We start from the raw sequence: 23254 nt of genomic DNA on the forward strand, positions 1-23254 counted from the left end.
TTTTATCGATGGGGTGGGTAGTAGGGAGGTGGTTCCAGCCATCCTTACTCGCCCCGCCAAATACAGCATCCTCGGGGCGGCAGCTTGACACTCCCCACGAGAAATTCGGCGCTAGGTGGAGCGTCTAACGTGTGAGCTTCTGCGCCGTAGTTAAAGGCAAATGTGACCGAGCCCCGGGTCATCATGCGCACGTCCTCAGGCAACTCGTGAACCATTATCTCTCGTTCTCTCAGCAGATCCCCCAGCAGCTGTCGCAGGAAGGCGTCGTCAGTAAGGGTGGCCAAATACAGGCATCGCCCTTTGCGAACCAAAGCGGGGCGGTCTTCCTGATAGAGGGCCGCTACGGTGGCGCTACCCACCGACAGATCCTCGCACCACAAGCGGCTTTGAAATACTTCGCCTTGGTACTCAAAAGGCTCTGCTACATCGGGTCGCAGGGTTTCCACAGAATTAACCTGTAGATCTAACCATGACTGGAGCACACCGGGGGCGCGATTGGGAGGGATCTGAAACTCCTCAGTTTTGGCACCGCAACGCGGACCAAACAGCAAGGTTGCGCCGGATTGCTCACAGGCCTCCAGCAATGTGTTTGAAATAATGGGCATAGAGGCTACAACGACCAATGCATATTGCGATAGATCGGCTGAGGTACTCACAATATCGACGCTGACATTCAGCTGACGCAGGGCTCGATAAAACTGAAAAGCCACTCGGTGGGCCTCAACTTCTTGACCCTGCTGTTCAATGTCAGAAACCCACTGTGCACTAACATCGGTGACCAGCGCTACGTGAGCCTGTGGTTGCGGCAGCGACTCGTTCTCGAGTGTCTTGAGTACCCCAACGACAGTTTCGACTTCCTGCCAGGCATCGCTGCGGGACCGATCGGGTCGAAGCAGTCCGGCATGCATTTGCTCCTGAGCAAATTGCGCCTGGCGCCAGCGGAAAAAAGACACGACGTCGGCGCCATGGGCGATGGCCTCAAGGGTCCAAAGGGCGACCATGCCAGGCGCTGGTCGAGGATTAGAGGGTGCCCAATTCACGGGGCCGGGTTGCTGCTCCATAATCCAGAAGCCACGATCTTTGAGGCCGCGGCATTGATCAAGGTAGTAGGCGGTGTAGTCAGGGTGCCCGGTGCGCATGTAACGTCGCGCCAACTCAGGTTCATCCAGACCCAGTAGAAATTCACTCCGTCCCAGCGGGTAACTGTCATAGCTCACAAAATCGAGGGGCGCTGCCAGAGAAAAGCAATCGGTTTGGGTGTCCTTCATTGGAATGAAGTTGTGGGTTATCCACTGATTACGGGCGTGGTCTCCAATGGCGCTACAGCAGGCATCGTGGAAACGTAAAATTTGATCTGAGGCAAAGCGCCGATAGGCGATTTGATGGGCTGGGTTGGTTTCGGTCACGGCCCCAAAGGGCAGTTCAATAGTGCTAAAACTTGGGTACTCCATTGACCAAAAAACATTGCCCCAAGCTGTATTCAAATGGCCAATGGTTTCATAACGTTCTTGGCACCAACCTTGGAAGGCCTGTCGTGCGCTGTCGGACCGGCTGTGGGCGGTGTCGTGGCAGCACAGTTCATTATCGGTTTGCCAACCAATAATCCGGCTATCGCTGCCATAGCGTTTCGCTAAAACCGTAGAAATTCGCACGGCCTCGTCGCGGTAGGTGGTGCTGGAGAAATCGTAGTGGCGTCGAGATCCAAAGCCGCGTTCATGACCACTGCTGGGGTCTCTGGGGAGTATTGCGGGGTGTTCATCGATGAGCCATTTTGGCGGTGTCGCCGTTGGAGTGCAGAGCACCACTTTCAAGTCCTCGGCTGCAAGGGTGGCAATGGCACGATCCAGCCAGCCGAAGTCAAATTGATCTCGTTGTGGCTCAAGCTTTGACCAGGCAAACTCGCCAATTCGCACGCAGCGTAATCCTAATGCGCGCATTTGCGCTGCGTCGTCGGCCCAATCTTGTTCTGGCCAATGTTCCGGGTAATAGCAAACCCCTAGCGCCAACTCGGAAAAGCCGCCGACAAAATTTTGCTTAGCCATTGTTATTAACCTCTAGACCGGTGCCTGCTTCGCAGACAAAAGTGGTTGCTTTAAGTCCTGTTCTTTGGGTGTAGTCACGTTCGACCGCATTAAGGAGCTGAGGCACATCGTCGCGATGGCAAAGGCATACGACGGCGCCACCAAATCCCCCTCCGGTTTGGCGTGCGGCGACCCGATTGCCTAATTCAGCTTTTGCGATAGCCACCAGGGCGTCGGTCGCGGGTACGGTAACCTCATAGTGATTAGCGAGGGAGTGATGTCCGTTTGCTAACTGCTCAGCGACTGCCGCTAAGTCAGCTTGCTGCAGGGCTGCTGCGGTTGCCTTGACCCGTTTATTTTCTTCCAGAACATGGGCTGCACGACGGTATTGCGTTGCTGTCAGGGTGTCCCGACAGGCAGCGAGTCGCTGAGTATCTGCGGCTCTCAGAGAAGGTATGGTCATTGCGGCACAGGCCGCTTCGCAGTCAGCCCTTCGAGCGTTGTACTCGCTATCGACCAGTTTGCGTGGGTAGTTTGAATCTAGGATAACAATTGACCACTGCTTGGGGATTGTCACAGAGATTGCTTCCAAAGACTGGCAGTCAAGGAGTAAAGCAGCGCCGGGCTGAGCCTTGGTTGATATCAGCTGATCCATAATGCCGCACTGGCAGCCAATAAAAGCATTCTCGGAGAGCTGCCCAAGCTTGGCAATTTCTGCGCCGTCAATATTCCAATTGAAAGCGCTGTTAAGGGCGCCCAGCAGGGCGACTTCGAGTGCGGCAGAAGAAGAGAGTCCACGTCCCTGAGGAACGTCGCTCCATAGGGCCAGGTCAATGCCCTGGGTCACATAGCCTTCACTTCGCAGGGCCGCCACAATGGCCCGAATATAGTTAGCCCAAGGGCGGGTGCTGGGCTTGTATTCATCGCAAGCTTGGAAAGAGTCAATTTCGTCGGGATATTCTCGAGAAACTGCGGTAATTGTGTTGTCTTCTCGGCGCCGCCACGCAACGTGGCAACGAAACTGCAAAGCACAGGGTAATACCCAGCCGTCGTTGTAATCGGTGAACTCGCCGATCAAATTGACCCGACCGGGCGCTGAAGCCGTGCCCTCGGGTGATACATCGAAGTGCTGTTCAAATAAGTTGACGCTCATGAGGATTTCGCCAGCTGCTGTTTGATGGGGTCTGCCAGTTGCCGCAGTTTATGAGCGGCCGACTCAACGGTTAAATCTCTCTGAGGCTCGCCCAGCATTTCATAGCCCACCATGTGTTTCTTAATGTTTGCAGACCGCAACAGCGGAGGAAAAAAATGCGCATGCAGTCGCCAGTGTTTTTTCGGCTGATCAGAGGGTGCGTTATGCCACCCCATGGAATAGGGAAAGGAGCAATCGAAGAGGGCATCGTAAGTGCGATTGAGCACCGCTAATGCCTCGGCGAGAGTTTCGAGGTTGCCTGGCGTAAGCTCAGCAAAGTCGCTTTGAGTTCCTTTGGTCAGCAGTAAAGTTTCAAAGGGCCACGCCGCCCAATACGGAACAACAATCAACCAGTCGGCGTTTTCAAAGACGACGCGTTCATTGAGTTTCGATTCCCACTGTTGATAATCCGCGAGTAAAGCCGAACCGTTTTCTCGAAAATAGTCTACTTGGCGTTGATCTTCAGTGGCGATGGTTGAAGAAAGGTGGGCATGGGCCCAAATTTGTCCGTGGGGGTGAGGTTGAGAGCAGCCCATCAGCGCGCCTTTATTTTCGAACAGGGTAACGCAGCGATACTTCGCTGAAAGTTCCCGGTAGGCCTGCTGTATTACCTCTAGGAGGCGGAATAACTCACTTTGGCTGAAGTCTGCCAGGGTTCTATCGTGGCGGTGATCAAAGCAAATTACGCGGCATTCTCCCTCAGCGGCTTCTTCGATGATGAATCCGGGACTGGCGTCATTGGCTTCACCTGTCACATTTCCCGGTTCCCGTTCTTGATTTACCTCAGGGCCCGTGAGCGCTGAGAAATCGTTGTTGAATACATGGGGCCCGCGGTAATCGGCATTAAACGTATTGTTGGCGCGTTCGGTTCCCGGACAGAGGGGGCAATTGGGGTCAAACGTCAGCCTTTCCTCTGAATCAGCAGCGGCTGCTTCCCCCGACCAGGGCCGATTGCCGCGCTGAGGGCTGACCAGCACCCAATCGCCCGTTAATGCATTCTTACGTCGATAGCTGTTTGTCTGGCTCAAAATTTCTCCGGGGTGATGTCGATGACAACTTGCCATCGCCTGCCGATCTCGATGCAATCAATCCTCGCTTGGGAGTGTATCTGAAGCAGGGTGTCACGGTATGCTTCACGCTTTGAATTGCAGCGGCGATTTTGTCATAAGATTTTAAAATAGGGTCGAGTACCGTGGGAATGGAAAACTCCAAATTCCAACCGTTTTACCAATTGATCAATGCTGATATCTCTGTCCTGGTAGATTGCCGCCAGCGACTACCCGCGATTGCCTATATAGGCCCCCGGTTAGAACGCTTTGATGCCGCTGATCTAGCGCTGCTTGATCGCCATGAGGCGCCCGCCTCGCTCCCGGAGGAGCCTCCCATTGCGTTGTTGCCCGACATCACCTCAGGGTGGCTGGGTCATCCGGGTATTGCCGTCCGCAGGGGGCGGCAAAGTTGGCAGCTGCACTCCGTATTACAGCAGGTTAGCCAGCCTCAGAGTGATCGCCTTGTGCTAATAGCAACCTGCGCGATGACGCAGGTCAGTGTGCGCTACGAGTTGACACTGCCCACCGCTGGTGCGGCACTTTCTATTGCAGTCACTGTCGTTAATGACAGCAGCTCCGAAATGTTGAGTTTGGACCAGTGCAATTTAACTTTGCCGATTCCTGATTATTTTTCTGATTTCACTGATTTTAGCGGACGCTGGGGCCTTGAATTTCAATCTCAAACTCAGTCTCTTCGGCAAGTTGCATATTCCAGAGAGAATCGGACAGGGCGAACTTCACACCGGGGTTCTGCGAGTGTTGTCGTACATGAAAAGGAGCTGTCAGCAGCCTATGGCCAAGCCTTGTCCTGCCACCTGGCTTGGAGCGGCAATCATCGTCTTCGAGTCGAGCAGCTAGTGGATGGCCGCCGTTACTTACAGCTGGGTGAGCTATTAGCGCCAGAAGAAATCGTGCTAAGCCCGGGGGCTGCTCATAGCGCGCCTGTTGTCTGGTGCAGTTTTTCAAATGGAGGATTGACGGGGCTATCAAGTCAGTGGCACCGCTTCATCCGAGAGCAGTTCCCCACCGTTGGAGAGCTGCAAAAAAAGCCACGTCCGGTGCAGATCAATACGTGGGAGGGACACTATTTTAACGTCAACGAGTCGAAGTTGTTGGGGCTGATTGAGCAAGCTGCAAATTTAGGTATAGAGCGTTTTGTACTCGACGATGGTTGGTTCTGTGGACGCAACGATGATCAAAGCTCGTTGGGTGATTGGTGGGCAGATACTCAAAAGTTGCCCCGGGGTTTGACTCCGCTGATTGAGGCCTGCAGCCGCAATGAGATGGAGTTTGGTTTGTGGGTTGAGCCCGAAATGGTGTGCCCGGACAGTGATCTCTATCGCAGTCATCCAGACTGGGTTTTAAGTCATGACCCGTCACCAAAAATGTTAGCTCGACATCAATTAGTGTTGGACCTCGCCCGTCCCGAGGTAGAGGCTTATATTTTCGAAGCCCTCTCAACACTGCTGGGTCGACACGCTATTACTTACCTGAAATGGGATATGAATCGCGATATTCATCAAGCGGGGAACGCACTGGGCCACCCCGCGGTTAGTGATCAGACTCAAGCGCTATATCGACTATTGAACCGTGTTAAGACCGACTTTCCTGAAGTGGAAATTGAAAGTTGTGCGTCAGGCGGGGGGCGTGTGGACTGCGGTATCTTAAACTATGCCAGTCGATTTTGGCCCTCCGACACCAACGACGCTCTCGATCGGCTCAGTGTTCAGAGCGGTTTTTCACTGTTTTACCCGCCCGAGTTAATGGGCAGCCACATTGGTCCTGAAACCTGCCATCTAACCGGGCGACAACACGCCCTGACCTTTCGTGCCGGGGTAGCCTTTTGGGGACACTTAGGTGTTGAGATGGACATCACAACGCTGGGTAATCATGACCGAGAGACTTTGATGTCGTTGATTCAGCTTCACAAGGATCACCGACAACTCTTGCACAGCGGTCAGCCACAACGCCTCAATAGGCCCAAAGAGGAAATGGGTTGGGGCGTGGTATCTATGGCGCAGGAAGAGGCGCTGTTTTGCCATGCTCAGCTGATGAGCGCTCTTCGACCCTTTCCTGTGCGTTACCGCTTTCAGGGGTTGGATAGCAGCGCACACTACCGAGTGCAATGTATCTGGCCGCCTATCGATAGCGAGTTTCTAAATGACCATGTGGCATCCCTGCAAGAGCGACCGTTGTCGGGTGCTGTGCTCATGCAGTTAGGCATCGCACTGCCCATTCGTAAGCCTGAGAGCGTGCTCATTTACCACTTGAGTCAGGCTTAGTTAGTAACGAAGTTTACCGACCGCTGGAGCCAGCCTGAGGGCGTGTAGGGGGTACAGTACCTTTCGCCTACGGCATTCATTAATTCTGAAAGGTTGACCCATCCTTTGACGAATCAAAAAGAATGGCCGGGGCCCATTGCGGTGTGGCACCGAAAACGAAGCGACTGACAAGCAGAGCGGCAAATACGCAGAAAATCACGGTGATAAACATCATGTGAATGTAGTGGAAGGGTGCCCAAACAAAGGAGAAAAATCCGTACAGCAAGACCCCCAATACCACGGCAACAATCGCGGCCCCAGCAGATACCCCACGAAACAGCAGGCCCACAATGAACGCCGAGAGTATTGGCATGCTGAGTAAGCCATAAAGCTCCTGAACTAAATTAATGATGCTCTCGGCTTGGGCGTAAATTGGCACCATGGCCAGACCTATCAATACAAAACTGACCGTTATGATCAGATTGAGTCGTCGGAGGTCGGGCTCTGGCGCGATGAAGCGCTCGTGAATGTCGCAAACGTATAGAGCGGTGGATGAGTTTAAAACACTGTTAACGCTGGTCAGTACGGCGGCGGCAATGGCGGCTGCGAAGGCGCCTGATAACCAAAGCGGAAGTACCTCTCCCACAATCTTGCCAAAAGCGGCATCTCCGATATCGCCGTAGAGCTTGAAGGAAACGATGCCGGGTATAACGACCATAGGAGGAATAATTAGTAAGCGTATGGCCGCCGCGGCGATAACGCCTTTCTGGCCTTCCTTAACGGTTGGGGAGGCCATGGCACGCTGCGTAATGGTTTGGTTGGTGCCCCAATAGAAAATTTGGATGAACAACATGCCGGTCAGCAGGGTATGCCACGGAATTGGCGAGTCATTGCTGCCGATCAGCGTTAGCCGCTCGGCGGGGATGCCAGAAAAATCAAAGTCGATCGCTGCTAGGGCCAAAAAAACCACAACCATTCCCAGCGATAATAAAAGCACGCCACTGTAGGCGTCAGAAATAGCGACGGCCCGCAGGCCGCCTAAAACGGCGTAGGCCGCTCCAACAACCGCGAAAGCGGTGGCTATGATAATTATCGGAAGCTCCACATTAAAAAGTGTTTGCATGAACAGCGCGCCGCTGTAGAGCATGGCGGGAATAAAGATGAATAAATTCCCCAACAAAAATAGCAGTCCAATTAGCGCTCTTATGCGGTAGTCGTTGTAGCGTTTCTCCAAGAGCTCAGTAGTGGTGGTGCATTGATAGCGGTAGTAAACCGGCAGAATGACTTTGGCGAGAATAATAAGACCGACGACGGCTGATAATTCCCACCACGCCAGCAGCGCCATTTGATTGCCGTTCATTCCAACCAGCTGATCGGTGCTGAGATTGGTCAGCGTAATAGACCCGGCAACCACGACCCAGCTAAGGCCGCGACCCGCAAGAAAGACGTCGTCTCGCGTAGAGGTTGCTGGGCTGAGGTGAGCGGTGTCCTGCACGCAGCGGCGCCAGGTCAAGCCTGCGATTAAAGCGGTAATTGCAATGAAGACCAAAATTTGCAGTGGATCGATGGGCATGAGCTTTCCGCTTTATAGTGGGTGGCTAGGGCTGCCTGAGACTAACAGCAAGCGCGTAGTAACGAAATCGTGTCGCCGACGTGGGTCAGGAAATAGCAAAATGCAGGGTAGTGTTATTACCAGGCGTTGTCGGCAATAGTGATGCGGTGGAGCAGGCGGTCATAGCCGTCATACCCCCCCGTAGCGGCGTGCAGCAGCGCTCGGTTATCCCACATGACGAGCATGTTGGGCTGCCATTGGTGCCGATAAAGAAACTGCTCTTGAGTTTGATATTGGTAGAGCTCCATGAGCAATGCTTGTGCTGCCTCAAGGTCCATGCCGGAAAAGCTTTGAATGTAGGCGGCAGAGGAAAATAGCGCTTTTTTCCCGGTTTCGCGATGGGTTCTCACCAACGGGTGGTTGCAGGTTTCACGAGCGCGCTCGCTGGGTTTTATGATCATGCTGCGTCCGCTGTTTTGGTCTTGGTCACCGTAGGCGCCATCTGGGGCATAGCCCAAGGCGGCGGAGTGAATGGCGGTGAGATTTTCTACTCGAGCCCTCAGTGAGTTAGGCATCTCCTCGTAGGCTTTTACTTGATCTGCAAACAGCGTGTCGCCGCCGTGAGGAGGAATAGTAATGCTAAAGAGCATGGTTGCCGCAGGGGGGATCGGCATAAAGCTCCAGTCGCTATGAAAGGTCTCAGCAAAAATAGAGGTCGTTTCATCGGCCTTGCGTTGAATTGCGGAAATGTTCGGGTAGTCATCGATATGGCCAAAAAACGGATCTTCACCAATGTCACCAAAGTACTGGCTAGCGCGCTCTAGGTGCTCGGGAGTGAGGTGTTGATTGGGAAAGGCTATAACCTTGTGATTCAGCCAATGACTGCGGATTTCGGCGACCAAGTCATCGGAAAGGTCTTGAGTAAAATCCACGCCCGTAATTGATGCACCGCAAGATGCCTGACTCGAAGTAACGGTTAATGGCATAGGGCCCTCCTTATTTTTATCGGCGTGTGAACGCGAACTACCTGATGCGATCTGGCTAGGATTCTAGGCTAGAGTATCAGATGTTAGCCACTCTCATGATTCCACCACGCGAGGTCTGAGTGGGCCCGGAGGTCAGCTTCATGGGTCCATGCTGAACGATGTTGATGCGCGAGATGAAAGTAGGTCTCGGCTATTTTTTCTGGCAGAAGTAGACCGTCTTTATCACCGCCACGGGCCTGCCTCAGCGCGGCGAATTGTTCATCTCCCAGCATTTTCCCGAGGGTGTCGGGTGCATCTACCGCACCGTCAATAATGACGTGAGCGACGTGGATTCCACGTGATGCGTATTCGGCATTTAAGGTTTGGCAGAGCATGCGTCGCCCGCCCATTGCCGCAGCATGGGAATGCTGGCCAGCGTTACCTCGTACCGCCGCCGTCGCCGATGTCACCAACAGTGTGCCACCGCCACGACACTCCATGGCAGGGATAACGACTTTAGCCACTCGAAATAGGGCGAGGCACGCCATTCGCCAGCCCAGTTCAAAGTTCTTGAGTGTTGTGGCTTCTAGCGATCTATTGCCAATCTGTGCGCCAAGATTAAATAGCACGGTGTGTATGGGCCCTATTTCTTCAACGGCGGTGATCAAATTTTCTAAAGCATCGTCCTCCACCGCGTTGAGTAAATGCCCAGAGGCGGATCCGCCCTCCGACTCAATGCCATCAACCAGAGTTTGCAGTCCACTCGCATCGCTACGCCGGCACAGAGCAGCGTGATAACCCTCTCGGGCAAACCGGCTGCCGACACTGCCACCAATACCTGCGCCGGCCCCAATGATTAAACAAACTTTTTTCAAAATAACGTCCTCTGGTGTTGCTTTGATCTACTCCACGCGCAACGTTTTGTTGCGTATAAGCGCCTCGATTTCTTCGACGTCAAAACCCAACTCAGTTAACACACTGACCCCGTGCTGGCCCAGCTTTGGGCCTGGGCCCGCGATGCTACTGGGTGTGTCGCTGAATTGTGCCGCAGGGCGGGCCTGTCGAACTTCACCAAATCCGGGGTAATCGATGCGACTAATAGAACCGTTGGCATTGATTTGCTCATGATCGAGTAACTCGGTTCGATCTAGAAGAGGGGCACAGGGTACCCCTTCATTTTCAAATCTTTGCAAGATCTCAGCACTAGACCATTTGCATATCTCAGCGGCAGTCAGCTGCTTTCGCTCACTGACATTTTTAAAGCGCGCAGATGCGGTGGCGAAACGCTCGTCTTCGATCCAATCTTCACGGCCCAAAGCCCGACACATGCCTAACCACTCTTTGTCCGATATGACCCCCGCTGTTATGTGGCGATCTTGGGTCTCGTAAATCAAGTCCATTGCACCCCCCGCCTGTTTAGGATCGAATTCTCGCTCGGCGTAGGTGAGTCCGCCCATACCCTCGGGCCAAAAGAAGGACAACATGGTGTCTAGCATTGAGAGTTGGATGTGCTGCCCGCGGCCGCTTTTTTCCCGAGCGTACAGGGCGGAGCTAATGGCTTGCGCTGCGGTCAGTGCGGTGACCTTGTCGGCTAAAATAATACGGAACATGTTGGGTTTGCCCGTCACGCGATCGGCTTGTATATCTGTGGCACCGGATAGCGCTTGGACGATGGGGTCATAAACCCGCTTATCGGCGTAGGGCCCCTGATCGCCAAAGCCGCTGATTGAGACATAAATTAACCGCTCATTAGCGCTGCGCAGCAACGCTTCACCAAAGCCCATACGATCGATAGCACCCGGTCGAAAATTTTGGATAAAGACATCGGCGTCTTTTGCTAGCTTCAGCAAAATGTCTTTGCCGGCATCAGATTTTAAATCGAGGGCTATAGACTCTTTGCCGCGATTGCAGGAGAAGAAAGCGGCTGTAATGTCGTTGTGTTTGGAGCCAATGTGCCGCATCTGCTCGCCGCTGGTGGGTTCTACTTTGATGACCCGTGCCCCTTGGTCCGCGAGCATCATGGCGGCAACTGGGCCAGAAACCATAGAGGTCAGGTCGAGAATTTTAAGTCCATCAAGTGCGCCCATAGCCTAGCTCCAGTCTTTTTATGCAGGGTGTGCTCAAGGTGTGCTTGCGATGTCACTGACACATCCCGCCGTGCGGTAGCTGCTCTAGTATCGCTATAACGAGGAGTAGACTCCAGCACGGCATCGCGCCTTTGGTAGTCAGCGACAAGCTGCCAAGCAGTGCGCCTTGTTTATGGACTCAAACTAATGCGCTTAGTTTGAACACCGGTAGTGAGAATACACGCTGTTAAGAAGGTCAATTTTGATGGATGGCTAAGGTGAAGCGCCCTGACACTTGAGGTATACTGCGCCGCTTTTCATTGCAGAGCTGCCCTGAGGTGTAAGGACAGGGGGCGAGGACAAGCGTCATGGATATTTCGGTCGGTATCATTATGGGTTCACGCTCTGATTGGAGTGTGATGGAAGCGGCGGCCAATATGCTCGACGCTCTTGGTATACGCTATGAGTGTAAAGTCGTGTCAGCCCACAGAACTCCAGATCGACTTTATGCCTATGCCCGCGAAGCCAGAGGCCGGGGCTTGAAAGCGATTATTGCCGGCGCCGGCGGGGCTGCTCATTTGCCAGGTATGTGTGCCGCAATGACGCCGGTACCCGTTCTTGGCGTGCCTGTTGCTGCTACGGTTCTCAATGGCGCCGATGCCATGCTTTCCATCGCTCAGATGCCTAAAGGTGTGCCTGTGGCTACTTTTGCCATTGGGCAACCAGGCGCTGCCAACGCAGCGCTGTTTGCTGCGGCTATGTTGGCGAACAACGACCCAACGATCGCCGCAGCCCTAGACCTTTTTCGAGAAGAGCAAACAGCCGCTGTTCCAGAGGATGTGACCGATTGAAAACTCGCTTGGGCATCATTGGTTGTGGCCAGCTCAGTCAGATGTTGGGAGAGGCTGCTAACCGGCAAGGAGTGTCTGTCGCGTTTTTATGTCTCGATGAAATACCTGTTGTGCAGGGCTTGGGGCCAATTTTTGAAGCTTCAGACTTGGAAGCGTTTCTGAGTGTCTGTGATGTGGTAACCGTTGAGCGCGAGAGCATTGATGACGTGATCTTGCAGCGTGTGCGGGATACCGTCGGATTGGCGCCGCGCTATGAGGCGTTGGTCGTACTGCGTGAACGAGACACCCAGAAAGCCATGCTTGATGCTTTGGAGATTCCAACGTCCCCTTGGTTCTGTGCAGCCAGCAGAGAAGCATTGCTTGAGGGTATGGCGGCCGCGCCACAGAGCGCCCTCCGTTGTAAGCGAACCCTAGGGGGCTATGACGGCGGCGGGCAGTGGCGGGTAACTTCTGCTGCAGACAGTGCACAAATCCCCGACGATGGCTTTCCAGTGATTGCTGAGGCTGAGATCGCTATTGAGCGCGAGTTAGCGATTGTTGTGGCTAGAGATAGTGATGGGGCGGTGATGACCTACCCCATGACGGAAAACGTCATGCGTGACGGCATTCTTATTGGCAGCTTGGTGCCCGCCAACGTCACTGATGCGATGACTGATGAGGCGACGCGGTTCGCACACTCGCTCGTGAATGCAATGGATTACGTGGGAGTGTTGGCCATTGAGTTCTTTGTGACCGAGGAGCGCCTCATCGTGAATGAAATAGCTCCCCGCGTGCACAATACGGGGCATTGGACTATTGGCGCCGTGGGTGCCGATCAGTTTACTCAGCATGTTGTTTGCACCTTAGGGGGCAAGGTTCGCGAGGTCTCGTTTGCAGGTGCTGCGGCTATGGTCAATCTTCTTGATGATAAGTTTCCAGCCACATTGCCTGAGGGCGGCGTGCGTAGTCTTATTCAGACTTACGGTAAAGGGCATAGAAAAGGTCGTAAAGTCGGGCACGTTACCCTTTTAGGATTAGATGCAAATGTGATCCGAGAGGCGGCGAAAAATCTCATTGATGAGTTGCATGGCGCTGGGTGAGTTAGCCGGCTGAGTATTAAAAAACCCCGCTGATGTGCGGGGTTTTTTTTGGGTGCCAAGCTTAGACAATCTTGGCGCAAGGACTGTTCTAGACCCTCAGCCCTCTGGCATGGCTGAACTGTGGTGCTCAAGTATTTTCCAGTCCCCGTCGATCTGCTGGTAGAGATAACTAAAGCGTGCGGTGACCGAGCTCCCGTCGCCAAAGGTGAAGGTATACACCCCGGCGTTGCTGACCAAATTCTCTGCCAAGTGCCGAGTATTAGCCTCGTCAATGACGCCTTGAGGTTGTTTGCTCAGAAAGTTTACAAAGTAATCTCTGATTTCAGCATGATTGTGGCGCACCTGATTTGAAACGGTAGGTAGCAGGATGGCATCTGTGGCGTAAAGCGCGGTCACTTGATCCGGGTCGCCGGTTTGCAGTGCTGCGTTCCAATTGGCAAACAACTGCACGATGTCTTGCTTGGTCATTACTTCATTCTCCTAGTTCAATTTTGGGTTGCGGTACAACCCTCTCCGATTAAGCCAAGGCTTAATTTTCAATGGTGGTTTTCGGGTGTTTAGCACGCGAGCGACGGCTCAGCTTGCCAGCATACTCGTCCCTTAAAGTACGCAGTAATTCAACCCGATCGGTATACCTTGCACTACCTAGGTCGAGGCAACAGTCAGCGCCTAACCCCACCATGGTATCGGCGATGTCATCACTCATACCTGTAATGTATATTTTTTTCCCCGCACGTTCGGCATCGCAAGCGATGGTCTCAACTGCGCGCACTGCCGAAACGTCAATGAAGGGTACTCGGCAAAAATCTAGGATGATGGCATGCATACCATCTCGATACCGTTCTCTCACATGGTGGCCTACGTCGGCGGCAGCCCCAAAACTTAAGGGCCCTCCAAATTCAAATACCGTTACCCGATCTTTAAGGGTTTCGATCAGGTCCTGCTCCTCCTCGCTGGTCGCGGTAAGGGGTCGAGATAGCAGGTCGTCAAGCTGTGCTTTTGCGACCTGGCGGACGTAAGCCAATGCCGCGAGCACGACACCTGCTCCCACGGCGGTGATCAAATCGACCAGTACAGTCAGACCCAGCACCAGTGCCATTAGCGCCAAATCCCATCGCGGACCACGGTGGGCATTACGGAGGTAGCTGAAGTCGATGATGTCGAGCCCCACTTTGATTAATACACCAGCGAGTGCCGCGTGGGGGATATAGGCGGCGATAGGACCAAGGCCCAAGACCACGGCTACAAGAACGACTGAGTGGATCATGCCGGATATTTTTGTGTGACCCCCGGAACGAATATTGACTACGGTGCGCATGGTTGCGCCGGCGCCGGCGATGCCGCCAAATAAGCCTGCTACTGCGTTACCTATACCTTGACCGATCAATTCTTGATTGGAGTCATGCCGTGTCCTCGTCATGTTGTCAGCGACCAGGGAGGTCAGCAAACTGTCAATGGCGCCCAACACAGCAAGGATAAATGCGGCTTCAATGACCAGCATCATGGCGCCTTGACTAAAACTGGGCATATGGAAGCTGGGCAGTCCACTAGGTATCTCACCTAAAATCGGTGTCTCACCTAAAAACACCGATACCACTGTGCCGGCCGCGAGAGCCGCTAATGCGGCGGGCAAGTACTTTCCCCATGCCGTTGGCCAACCGTAAACTACGATAAGCGTCACTGCTGCGACGGCGAGCGCCGACATATTGATGTCGGTAAGTGCAGTTGGTAGGTACTGAAGTGCAGGGATGGTGCCCGCAGGTGCCATATGGCCTAGGGTGGCGTCGAGCTGCAGAATAATAATGATGACCCCGATTCCACTCATAAACCCAGAGACCACGGGGTAGGGCACGAGCCGAATGAAATCTCCCAGCTTAATAAGGCCGAAAATGATCTGAAAGACGCCGGCTAAGACAACCGCAGTTAGAATCAGACCAACATCCCCCGAAAGGCTGGCAAATAAGCCCGCGAGGACGACCACCATAGGGCCGGTTGGGCCCGAGACATTGGTGGGCGTGCCTCCAAGCCAAGCAGCGAAGAAACCCACAATGATGGCACCGTACATACCTGCCATGGGGCCAAGCCCCGATGCCACGCCAAAGGCGAGAGCCAGTGGAATGGCCACAACGCCTGCCGTGAGACCGCCGTAGATATCGCCCCTGAGGTGTTTTAAGTCGAATGTGTACGCAGCGCGCATAACAAATACCGTGTTTGTTCAAAGATGCGTAATGTACGTGCAATGGTATATGAAAGGTTTTACTATTTGGCGATAGATTTTTGCTATATGCTAGTGATACCCATCGCCAAGGTGTTTTTTTATTGAGTCATAGCAAGACATCTGACTCTTAAAAGCTGGTACTTCCTGAGCAAGGCCAGAGAAAAGCCTTCGATTCAGAGGGATACCAAGAGCGTTGTTACGTGACGATTGGCCAATGGTGGTGCTTCATATCAGCCCTGTGAAGTTCGTGTTTCTCAGTCCACAGAAGACGGAGTAAGAAAAATGGCTTCCCTGAGGCAGCTAGAATACTTTGCTGAAGTCGCAGATGCTGGCTCGTTGCGTCAGGCGGCGCAGCGACTGGGTGTTACTCAGCCTACGCTGACGGTTCAGCTTCGCGCACTCGAAGAAATCTTGGGCGTGGTGCTGTTTGAACGCACCCGAAACGCCACGTTGTTGACACCCGTGGGAAGAGATCTTTTGCCCGAGGCGCTATCGCTCCTCTCCCAGTGGCGCAATATGGTGGAAAGCGCGCACCTCATTGGTAATCACAGTCATTCGACCTACCGTCTCGGTGTGCCGCAAACGCTGGGTCCCTACCTGTTGCCCAGTTTACTGCCCACTCTGCATCAACGATTTCAGCGGCTTCGCCTACACGTTAGGGAAGAGGTGCCCGATATGTTGCTCAAGGGCTTAGAGGAAGGGCGTTTCGACATTGTTATCGGACCCATTTCCACAGTGCCCGACACGATAGTTAGAGAACCCATGTTTCGGGAGCCGCTCTATCTGGCAAGCCCGGTCGATATGGAGGTAGCCCCGCATAGTAATGTTGCGGAAAGCGACCTCAGTGGTCTCGAGATTCTCGCTGTTGAGAAGGGCCATACGTTACGCCGAGAGGTTGAGCGCATCTGTGAGCGAACCGGTGCGCGTTTGAATACCGACTATGAGGGCACGAGCTTAGATACACTGCGTCAGATGGTGGTGATGGGTATGGGCCTTGCATTTTTACCGGCCCTCTACGTGCGCAGCGAGATCCATAGACCCGAGGAGTTGCGCGTCCAACCTTTGCAGGGTGGGAGATTGTTCCGAGAGCATGCCTTCTTATACCGTCGCAACGCACCCACACGTCACTTTTATCAAGAACTGCAGGCGCAGATTCGTGAGGTAATCACCAGGGATCTCAGTGACACTGTAATTCCTCTGAGTTGATGTGCGGGATGCTCATTGACACTGAGCACCCCGCGAGGTTTTTTACAGGTTGTTAAAGGTCGACTCATAGACAAAGGAGTTTGAGCCTTCACAACTCACCAACAGATTCATATTGGTCTCCATCGAGGGATTCTCCGCGGCAAAGTCTAGCCAGTTAACTGCCATGTGAGCCCTGGAATCAAAGGAGTACCAATAGTTGACTTGCATAAAGTCGAATTCGGAGCCGCCATCAAATCCCATGTAGGGAAATAAATAGCTGATTGCCCAGCCCTTGAAGCCGCCTTCTTCCATAACTTCTTTATTAGCTGCAGCCTGAGCGTAGACTTGATCGATAGATACACCGTCTTTGAGCGAACAAGGAGAAAATTGAACAGGACGCTTTGCATCTCGGTCTTCCGCTGGAATTGCGACGCGACTTACGAGGCTGTCAATAGTGGCGACAGACCGTTTGCAACTCGATGCAGGTCCTGCGGGTTCGCCTTCTGAGTTTTCTGCCAGCCAATCAGCATACTCATTGGCATAGGAGCCCCACTCTTTATACATCGCCTCGCCATCTGGCCAGGTCCCCCAGAGGATGTAATCGTAGTTGCTGGTATCCCCGCTATGCATTGGCGTCATGATCGCCTGTGCGTACTTGGTGCCTTTGGCCTTCGAAAATTCGCCGTATCGTTGGCTTTGTGCTCTGACGTCATCCATCGTTTTTTCTGGATTCAGCGAACAATAAACGAACTCTGAGCGCATCTGGGCTTCTTGTGCCTGCAACACGGAACTTGCGAAAAGCGTAAGGAGTAGAACTGAAAAATAGCGCATAGTTTTGGCCTTTTTTAGTTGGAGTTATTTTTTTTAGTCATCAAATGTTGCGTGATGCCATCACCTGAATGTAGACACCAACGAGAATTCTGCGAGACATTCTTGTTAAAAAGGAGAACTGGATTCCAACTTAAGGGGAATCATTGCCTTTTTACAAAGCTTGAATTTTTAACGGAGAAGTTTTGGAAAGCATCTATCTTGGTCGGCAAAAAGTCGGTTTAGCCAAATAAATTAAGAGTACTTATTGTTCCTCGCGTGTTCCAAATTCAGGGCGCCACAAAGTGCTTAAAACAATTCAGGCAAGGCTTTTTCCCCAGCGATCCCGGTTTGATGTTGGGGGCCTGGTGCTCAATCGGCTCATCGGTAGGGGCCGGTTACCAAAATGTGAGCTTGCTAAGGCGGTAAGTGCGGGGTCACTGCCAAAGCGAAGTTGAGCATTATGAGGGCCTCGGCCATTGTTTTAGGTGAGTATTAGCCGCGTTTTCGAGACGTACGCTGACGGTAATTTGCTTGAATTTGAACTTGGAGTATGTTTTTCTACTCGCCAGTTTTTTTGGTGTGCTGCAAGCATTTACAAATCACAGCAGCCAAACATAAATCCCATGTGTATCCCAACGGAGAAATCATGACTACAACTGCATACATTTATGACGCTGTCCGAACCCCACGCAGTAAAGGCAAAAAAGACGGCACTCTGCACGAAGTAAAACCGGTAGATTTAGGTGGTGGTTTATTGCGCGCCCTGCAGTCTCGACAAGACCTCGATACCTCCTATGTGGACGATGTAGTGATGGGCTGTGTGACCCCCATCGGTGAACAAGGTTCTGACGTTGCCAAAATGATTGTTCAAAATGCTGAGTGGGATGAATCGGTGGCTGGGGTTCAGCTTGATCGGTTTTGCGCTTCAGGTTTAGAAGCCGTCAATATTGCGGCGCAAAAAGTCGCCTCGGGTTGGGAAGATTTAGTGGTTGCCGGCGGAATCGAGTGCATGTCTCGTGTGCCGATGGGCTCCAACGGTGGCGCCATGGGTTCGGATCCGGGCTTTTCTATGAAAACCGGTTTTGTGCCCCAAGGGATTGGCGCAGACACGATTGCGACACTCTCTGGCTGGTCTCGAGAGGACGTGGATGCTTATGCCCTGCAATCTCAGCAGCGCGCAACCCACGCCCGAGACAGCGGCTGGTTTGATGGGTCTGTGATTCCTGTGAAAGATGAATGCGGCATTACTATTTTAGAGCGGGATGACTTCATTAAGCCCCATACAACCATGGAAGGTCTGGGCAAGCTCAAAGCCTCTTTCGAGATGCACGGAGGCTTAGGCTTTGACGACATTATTATGAACAAGTACTCAGAGTTGGATCGGATTAACCACGTTCATACTCCGGGCAACTCCTCGGGTATTGTCGACGGCTCCTCAGCCGTTCTGATTGGCAGTGAGCGTGCGGCGAAAGACTTGGGCCTCAAGCCTCGTGGCAGAATTGTTGCGACAGCAGTACTCGCCACCGATCCCATCATTATGTTGACCGGACCTGGCCCGGCCGCCATCAAATGCCTTAAGAAGGCGGGAATGACAAAAGCAGACATCGACCTTTGGGAAATCAACGAGGCGTTTGCATCGGTCGTGCTGCGCTACATGCAAGATCTGGATTTAGACCCAGAGGTGACGAACGTGAATGGCGGCTCTATCGCTATGGGGCACCCGCTGGGAGCCACAGGTGGCTGCCTTGTGAGCACTATGCTTGATGAACTCGAGCGCCGAGATGCCAAGCGCGCCATGTTGTCGCTGTGTGTGGGCGGCGGCATGGGCATTTCAACCATCATCGAGCGCGTTTAAGCCAAAGATAAGGACATCACTATCATGACTGGATTTAATTACGAAAAAGACGCCGACGGTATCGTCACCATCACTATGGACATGGATGGGCCCGTGAACTCTATGAGTGACGCATTTCTTCCTCTGCTCAGCGAGACCGCTGACAAGCTCGAGGCGGAAGAGGGCCTGACTGGCGTGGTGCTGACCTCTGCTAAAAAGACCTTCTTTGCCGGTGGCGATCTCAACATGCTCTGCCAAGTGACCGAAGACTCGGCCGAAGAGTTTTTCCATGGCGTTGAAGCTACCAAGACCACCATGCGGCGAATTGAAAAGCTTCCAGTTCCCGTTGCCGCCGCAATAAACGGCGCGGCCTTGGGCGGTGGTCTCGAGCTGGCGCTTGCCTGTAATCACCGTGTGGCTTGGGACGATAAATCGGTGCAGCTAGGATTCCCCGAGGTGACTTTAGGCCTGCTTCCCGGAGGCGGTGGCGTCGTTAAGGCGATCTACTTAATGGGTTTGATGGCCTCTAACGAGTACATTTTAGAGGGCAAGCGCGTCGCACCCGCCAAGGCTCAGGCTTCAGGGTTGATCGATGCGACCGTTGCTTCTCTCGATGAATTGCTGCCAGCGGCGAAAGCCTGGGTAAAGGCCCACAAAGACGATGAGGCTGCGAGTACTCAACCTTGGGATACCAAGGGTTACAAAATACCCGGTGGCGGTGTAAACCATCCGGCCGTGGCTCAAATGCTACCGGCAGCAGCAGCTATGCTGCAGCAAAAAACACGAGGGCTGCTACCCGCACCGGCGAAAATTTTAGATATCGCCGTAGCTGCGCTGCGGGTTGATTTCGAGACCGCTATGCGCATTGAAAGTCGTGGTCTCACTTACTTGGCTTGCACACCTGTTGCCAAGAACATGATCAACACGTTCTTCTTCCAAATGAATCAAATCAGCGGCGGTGCGTCTCGGCCTAAAGGCGTTGAACCCCAGAAGACGCGTAAAGTCGGCATTCTTGGTGCGGGCATGATGGGGCAGGGTATCGCCTACGTCTCAGCCATGGCAGGCATTGAAGTTATCCTCAAAGATATCTCTCAGGAAGCTGCCGATAAGGGTAAAGCCTACTCTGAAAAGCTATTGGCCAAGCGGGTCAGTAAAGGCCGCATGACCGAGGAAAAAGCCCAGGGCATTCTGGCGTTGATCAAACCCACTGCCGCTAACGAAGACCTGCAAGATTGTGACTTAATCATCGAAGCGGTTTTCGAAAATATTAAGCTTAAGCACAAGATTACCCAAGAGTTAGAAGGCTACCTTGCAGAGGGCGGTGTTTGGGGGTCGAATACGTCAACGCTGCCGATCACTCAGTTGTCTGAAGCGAGTCGGGATGCCAGTAACTTTATCGGTGTGCACTTTTTTTCTCCCGTCGACAAAATGCCCCTGGTTGAAATTATCATGGGAGAAAATACCGGTGATGTCGCATTGGCGAAGGCTTTCGATTACGCGCTGCAAATTCGCAAAACCCCGATTGTGGTCAACGATTCACTGGGCTTCTTCACTTCGCGAACCTTCGGTACCTTTATTGACGAGGGCGTTCGTTTATTGAGTGAAGGGATGCACCCGGTGAAGGTCGATAACTTAGGGAAAGCCATTGGCATGCCCGTTGGGCCCCTCGCGGTTTATGACGAGGTGAGTTTAGAGCTGTCCCGTAAGGCTCAGGAGACCTGGGAGGAAATGGGTATCGATACCAGCGCAAGAGATGGGGCTGTCGCCCGTGACGTTGTGAATACCATGATTGGCGAGCACGGTCGTGGCGGTCGCCATCACGGCGGCGGTTTTTATGAATACGCTGAAGATGGCACAAAAGCCATTTGGCCTCCGCTGCTCGATATCTATTACAAGTCTGAGGTCAATATCCCGGTTGACGATGCCAAAGATCGTTTGCTGTTTCGTCAGGTGATCGAAGCTTTACGCTGTCTTGAGGAAGGCGTTTTGCGCACGGTCGCCGATGGCAATATTGGATCGATCATGGGTATCGGTGCGCCAGCATGGACAGGAGGGTTGCTCCAGTTCGTGAATACCTACGGGCTGGCACGATTCTCCAGCCGATGCGACGAGCTCGCGGCGGTGTACGGAGAGCGGTTTAAAGCGCCAAAAATTGTCGCCGATAAAATAGCCGCAGGCGAGACGTTTAACTGAGCACGACGCCCACCGAGTAAGCGTGGCTTGGCTTCGGTGGGTGAGTCACAACAGATACTGAAAACACGTGGGACGCTGTATCGGTAATGCCGGTACAGGTCCCGGCGTATTCTAGTTCCTAGCCCCCTCGCATGGCGCCGTCACATGGGTGACAATGCGCAATCAGCAGGACCAGCGAAGTCATCTGACAATGTGTGGACGCTACACGCTCAGTGTTACCCAGCGACCCGAGCTTAATGCCCTTGGGTTACAAACGGCTGATCGTTTTAATATCGCGCCAGGTTCCTCAGTGTTAACGCGAGATCAACAGGGCGAGCATCGCATGATGCCTTGGGACTTTTCCCCTCCTTGGGCCAAAAAGCCTATGCACCTGAGTAACGCCCGAAGTGAAACCCTTCGTGAAAAACCTGCTTTTCGTCGAACTCAGCGCTGCGTGCTATTGGCAGACGGTTGGTATGAATGGCAACGTGTAGAGGGGAAAAAGCGGCCTTGGTATCACCACATTGAAGGCGAGCTGCTGTATTTTGCCGGCCTCTACAACGACACCAGCGGGTGCGCCATTGTTACCCGAAGTGCATTGGACACGGTTGCGCCCATTCACCATCGTCAGCCGGTGCTGTTGGAGGCGCGGGGCGTTGAACACTGGCTGCAAGGCCATGATTTGTTTGCCAGTGCTGTGACTCATCGGGTGCATTGCCATGAGGTGAGCACGCGGGTAAACCGTCCCAGCGAAGACGATATCGGGCTGACATTACCGGTTTCTGCAAGTATTCCAGAATCGCCCCCTGGCAATGCAGATCTCTTTCAGTAGCCCAGACTTCAGGGGCGGTGCTACCTCACAACTCAAGAGAGATTTCCAAGCCCATGCATGGCGATCAACAACAGGCTAGAAAGGCTTCTCTACTACTGGGTGAGGAATCTGGCCACATTACTCAGCGTTCGCTGCAAAGCATTCATCGGCTGAACCACTAACTCATCGAGCTGCACAGTTTCTTTACCGTCCGCTTTAGCTAGAGCTGTATCCAGTGTCTTCAATACCTCCGGGCTCAAGGGCAGAGGCGCTTCATGGGGCTGATAGACGGTGCCAATTGGGTAGTATTCTCCAGCTTTATCTGTCATTTCAATATGTGCACCCAGCACGGCCGCGAGCTCGTAGCTCTGGGCAAAACTGGCAAGCCGGCTGATGCTCTCGCGATAGGCTTTCCAGTCCTTTACATAGATCAGGCCCGGATAAACCGTATCTCCCGTTAACAGCCATCGGGTCTGGCTGTCGTACAGGGTAATACTCTCTTCTTGGTGTCCGGGCGTTTCGATAACAATGACCTCGCGTCCCCCAAGCTCAATGCTCTGGTCACTTCCAGTGCGATCAGCTCTGTTCAAAAATGCTTGGAGGCCGGCCGCATTGGGCGCCACAAGTTCAACGCCCGTCTGACCGGAAAACTGCTCATCACCCCGGCGGTGATCGCCATGGCTGTGAGAGTGGAGAACCAGCAACGATCGCTCGCCAATTAGAGACCGCACCGTTGTAAACAGGGGAAAACTCTCAGGGTTATCCGTGGCTCCAGTATCCAACAGCAGGGCGCGGTCATCTCCCAACAGCAGGTACATGAAAGGCGCCTCAAAACTTAGGCATTTGTTCTGCCGCAGCACCCAGGTAGATTTGTCCTGTTGAAACACCTGAATCGGCGGATCAATGCCCTCACTACAATTGGCGTTGCCGTGAATCCACTCCACCCTGCTGACGGCTGCCACCGGCTCGGCCCGGACCTGAGGCTGAATCAACAGAATACTAAGTACCGCAAGGACCGGTATTGTGAATCGGTGGTGTACCGAACAAAACTTTATGATGCTAAATACCCCATGAAAGTTTGCAACAATTGAATTGAGTGTAGACAGCCTCGCAGATGCTGTCCACTAAGCAAGCTGATCTGCTGAAGTTCGCGCTGATTTAGACAAGAGGCCTTTGGCATAGGCCGAT

At 53.2% G+C, this 23254-nt stretch carries 18 protein-coding genes; 7 read left to right on the forward strand and 11 right to left on the reverse strand.

What is annotated here, in order from left to right:
• Positions 1-44 precede the first annotated feature (44 nt).
• Genes ACMAY6_RS05020 through ACMAY6_RS05030 form a run of 3 tightly spaced genes read right to left on the reverse strand, consistent with a single transcriptional unit; the run spans position 45 to position 4241 of the window.
• Positions 45-2042 carry a beta-galactosidase gene (locus tag ACMAY6_RS05020; protein ID WP_435214981.1) on the reverse strand — a complete coding sequence of 666 codons (1998 nt, stop codon included), beginning with the start codon at positions 2040-2042 and terminating at the stop codon, positions 45-47.
• Positions 2035-3174: a galactokinase gene (gene galK, locus ACMAY6_RS05025; RefSeq protein WP_435214983.1), complete on the reverse strand. Its 1140-nt coding sequence runs from the start codon at positions 3172-3174 to the stop codon at positions 2035-2037. Before galK ends, ACMAY6_RS05020 begins: the two co-directional genes overlap by 8 nt.
• On the reverse strand, positions 3171-4241 hold the full coding sequence (locus tag ACMAY6_RS05030; protein WP_435214984.1) for a UDP-glucose--hexose-1-phosphate uridylyltransferase: 1071 nt from the start codon (positions 4239-4241) through the stop codon (positions 3171-3173). The genes galK and ACMAY6_RS05030 overlap by 4 nt, the downstream gene beginning before the upstream one ends.
• A 170-nt stretch (positions 4242-4411) precedes the next feature.
• Between ACMAY6_RS05030 and ACMAY6_RS05035 the strand changes: the two genes are divergently transcribed.
• Complete coding sequence (locus ACMAY6_RS05035; protein WP_435214986.1) at positions 4412-6544, forward strand: alpha-galactosidase; 2133 nt, start codon at positions 4412-4414, stop codon at positions 6542-6544.
• 79 nt (positions 6545-6623) lie between these two features.
• On the opposite strand, the gene ACMAY6_RS05040 is transcribed toward ACMAY6_RS05035, so the two are convergent.
• The 4 genes from ACMAY6_RS05040 to ACMAY6_RS05055 form a co-directional block, all read right to left on the reverse strand.
• Positions 6624-8096: an SLC5 family protein gene (locus ACMAY6_RS05040; RefSeq protein ID WP_435214988.1), complete on the reverse strand. Its 1473-nt coding sequence runs from the start codon at positions 8094-8096 to the stop codon at positions 6624-6626.
• Positions 8097-8212: 116 nt separating this feature from the next.
• Positions 8213-9061 (reverse strand): TauD/TfdA dioxygenase family protein, encoded by an 849-nt coding sequence (locus ACMAY6_RS05045; RefSeq protein WP_435214990.1) that lies wholly within the window; start codon positions 9059-9061, stop codon positions 8213-8215.
• An 83-nt stretch (positions 9062-9144) separates the two neighbouring features.
• A complete protein-coding gene (locus ACMAY6_RS05050) occupies positions 9145-9915 on the reverse strand; it encodes an SDR family NAD(P)-dependent oxidoreductase (RefSeq protein ID WP_435214991.1) in 771 nt (256 codons plus the stop codon).
• Positions 9916-9942: 27 nt separating this feature from the next.
• Positions 9943-11127: a CaiB/BaiF CoA transferase family protein gene (locus ACMAY6_RS05055; protein WP_435214993.1), complete on the reverse strand. Its 1185-nt coding sequence runs from the start codon at positions 11125-11127 to the stop codon at positions 9943-9945.
• A gap of 347 nt (positions 11128-11474) precedes the next feature.
• Here ACMAY6_RS05055 and purE point away from each other — a divergent pair, with 347 nt between their 5' ends.
• Both purE and ACMAY6_RS05065 read left to right on the forward strand, forming a co-directional pair.
• Complete coding sequence (purE, locus tag ACMAY6_RS05060; protein ID WP_435214995.1) at positions 11475-11957, forward strand: 5-(carboxyamino)imidazole ribonucleotide mutase; 483 nt, start codon at positions 11475-11477, stop codon at positions 11955-11957.
• Positions 11954-13036, forward strand: coding sequence for an ATP-grasp domain-containing protein (locus ACMAY6_RS05065; protein ID WP_435214996.1), 1083 nt, complete (start codon positions 11954-11956; stop codon positions 13034-13036). The genes purE and ACMAY6_RS05065 overlap by 4 nt, the downstream gene beginning before the upstream one ends.
• A 96-nt stretch (positions 13037-13132) precedes the next feature.
• Here ACMAY6_RS05065 and ACMAY6_RS05070 read toward each other — a convergent pair whose 3' ends face one another.
• Together ACMAY6_RS05070 and ACMAY6_RS05075 are read right to left on the reverse strand one after the other, a co-directional pair.
• On the reverse strand, positions 13133-13504 hold the full coding sequence (locus ACMAY6_RS05070) for an SgcJ/EcaC family oxidoreductase (protein ID WP_435214998.1): 372 nt from the start codon (positions 13502-13504) through the stop codon (positions 13133-13135).
• 61 nt (positions 13505-13565) lie between these two features.
• The gene (locus tag ACMAY6_RS05075) at positions 13566-15233 is read right to left on the reverse strand and encodes a SulP family inorganic anion transporter (protein ID WP_435215000.1); all 1668 of its coding nucleotides are present in this window, start codon (positions 15231-15233) and stop codon (positions 13566-13568) included.
• A 303-nt stretch (positions 15234-15536) separates the two neighbouring features.
• Between ACMAY6_RS05075 and ACMAY6_RS05080 the strand changes: the two genes are divergently transcribed.
• Positions 15537-16460 (forward strand): hydrogen peroxide-inducible genes activator, encoded by a 924-nt coding sequence (locus ACMAY6_RS05080; RefSeq protein WP_435215002.1) that lies wholly within the window; start codon positions 15537-15539, stop codon positions 16458-16460.
• Positions 16461-16502: 42 nt separating this feature from the next.
• Here ACMAY6_RS05080 and ACMAY6_RS05085 read toward each other — a convergent pair whose 3' ends face one another.
• A complete protein-coding gene (locus ACMAY6_RS05085) occupies positions 16503-17270 on the reverse strand; it encodes a hypothetical protein (protein ID WP_435215004.1) in 768 nt (255 codons plus the stop codon).
• A gap of 625 nt (positions 17271-17895) precedes the next feature.
• On the opposite strand from ACMAY6_RS05085, the gene ACMAY6_RS05090 reads away from it, so the two are divergent.
• The 3 genes from ACMAY6_RS05090 (at position 17896) to ACMAY6_RS05100 (ending at position 22087) form a co-directional block, all read left to right on the forward strand.
• Positions 17896-19104 (forward strand): acetyl-CoA C-acetyltransferase, encoded by a 1209-nt coding sequence (locus ACMAY6_RS05090; RefSeq protein ID WP_435215005.1) that lies wholly within the window; start codon positions 17896-17898, stop codon positions 19102-19104.
• Between the two features lie 24 nt (positions 19105-19128).
• Positions 19129-21276 (forward strand): 3-hydroxyacyl-CoA dehydrogenase NAD-binding domain-containing protein, encoded by a 2148-nt coding sequence (locus ACMAY6_RS05095; protein WP_435215007.1) that lies wholly within the window; start codon positions 19129-19131, stop codon positions 21274-21276.
• A gap of 154 nt (positions 21277-21430) precedes the next feature.
• Positions 21431-22087 carry an SOS response-associated peptidase gene (locus ACMAY6_RS05100; protein WP_435215009.1) on the forward strand — a complete coding sequence of 219 codons (657 nt, stop codon included), beginning with the start codon at positions 21431-21433 and terminating at the stop codon, positions 22085-22087.
• A gap of 92 nt (positions 22088-22179) precedes the next feature.
• On the opposite strand, the gene ACMAY6_RS05105 is transcribed toward ACMAY6_RS05100, so the two are convergent.
• Entirely contained in the window at positions 22180-23028 is an 849-nt protein-coding gene (locus tag ACMAY6_RS05105) for an MBL fold metallo-hydrolase (protein WP_435215010.1), read from the reverse strand.
• Positions 23029-23254: the final 226 nt, after the last annotated feature.

Origin of the sequence: Luminiphilus sp. nBUS_16 (genome assembly GCF_051201645.1) — a bacterium.
GTDB lineage: Bacteria > Pseudomonadota > Gammaproteobacteria > Pseudomonadales > Halieaceae > Luminiphilus.

Excerpts from the sequence above, each read along its gene's own strand:
- ACMAY6_RS05020 (WP_435214981.1), bottom strand. The coding sequence starts at position 2,042 with ATGGCTAAGCAAAATTTTGTCGGCGGCTTTTCCGAGTTGGCGCTAGGG.
- ACMAY6_RS05045 (WP_435214990.1), bottom strand. The coding sequence starts at position 9,061 with ATGCCATTAACCGTTACTTCGAGTCAGGCATCTTGCGGTGCATCAATT.
- ACMAY6_RS05035 (WP_435214986.1), top strand. The coding sequence starts at position 4,412 with ATGGAAAACTCCAAATTCCAACCGTTTTACCAATTGATCAATGCTGAT.
- ACMAY6_RS05040 (WP_435214988.1), bottom strand. The coding sequence starts at position 8,096 with ATGCCCATCGATCCACTGCAAATTTTGGTCTTCATTGCAATTACCGCT.
- ACMAY6_RS05075 (WP_435215000.1), bottom strand. The coding sequence starts at position 15,233 with ATGCGCGCTGCGTACACATTCGACTTAAAACACCTCAGGGGCGATATC.
- ACMAY6_RS05090 (WP_435215005.1), top strand. The coding sequence starts at position 17,896 with ATGACTACAACTGCATACATTTATGACGCTGTCCGAACCCCACGCAGT.
- ACMAY6_RS05085 (WP_435215004.1), bottom strand. The coding sequence starts at position 17,270 with ATGCGCTATTTTTCAGTTCTACTCCTTACGCTTTTCGCAAGTTCCGTG.
- galK (WP_435214983.1), bottom strand. The coding sequence starts at position 3,174 with ATGAGCGTCAACTTATTTGAACAGCACTTCGATGTATCACCCGAGGGC.
- ACMAY6_RS05095 (WP_435215007.1), top strand. The coding sequence starts at position 19,129 with ATGACTGGATTTAATTACGAAAAAGACGCCGACGGTATCGTCACCATC.
- ACMAY6_RS05080 (WP_435215002.1), top strand. The coding sequence starts at position 15,537 with ATGGCTTCCCTGAGGCAGCTAGAATACTTTGCTGAAGTCGCAGATGCT.
- ACMAY6_RS05100 (WP_435215009.1), top strand. The coding sequence starts at position 21,431 with ATGCGCAATCAGCAGGACCAGCGAAGTCATCTGACAATGTGTGGACGC.
- ACMAY6_RS05055 (WP_435214993.1), bottom strand. The coding sequence starts at position 11,127 with ATGGGCGCACTTGATGGACTTAAAATTCTCGACCTGACCTCTATGGTT.
- purE (WP_435214995.1), top strand. The coding sequence starts at position 11,475 with ATGGATATTTCGGTCGGTATCATTATGGGTTCACGCTCTGATTGGAGT.
- ACMAY6_RS05070 (WP_435214998.1), bottom strand. The coding sequence starts at position 13,504 with ATGACCAAGCAAGACATCGTGCAGTTGTTTGCCAATTGGAACGCAGCA.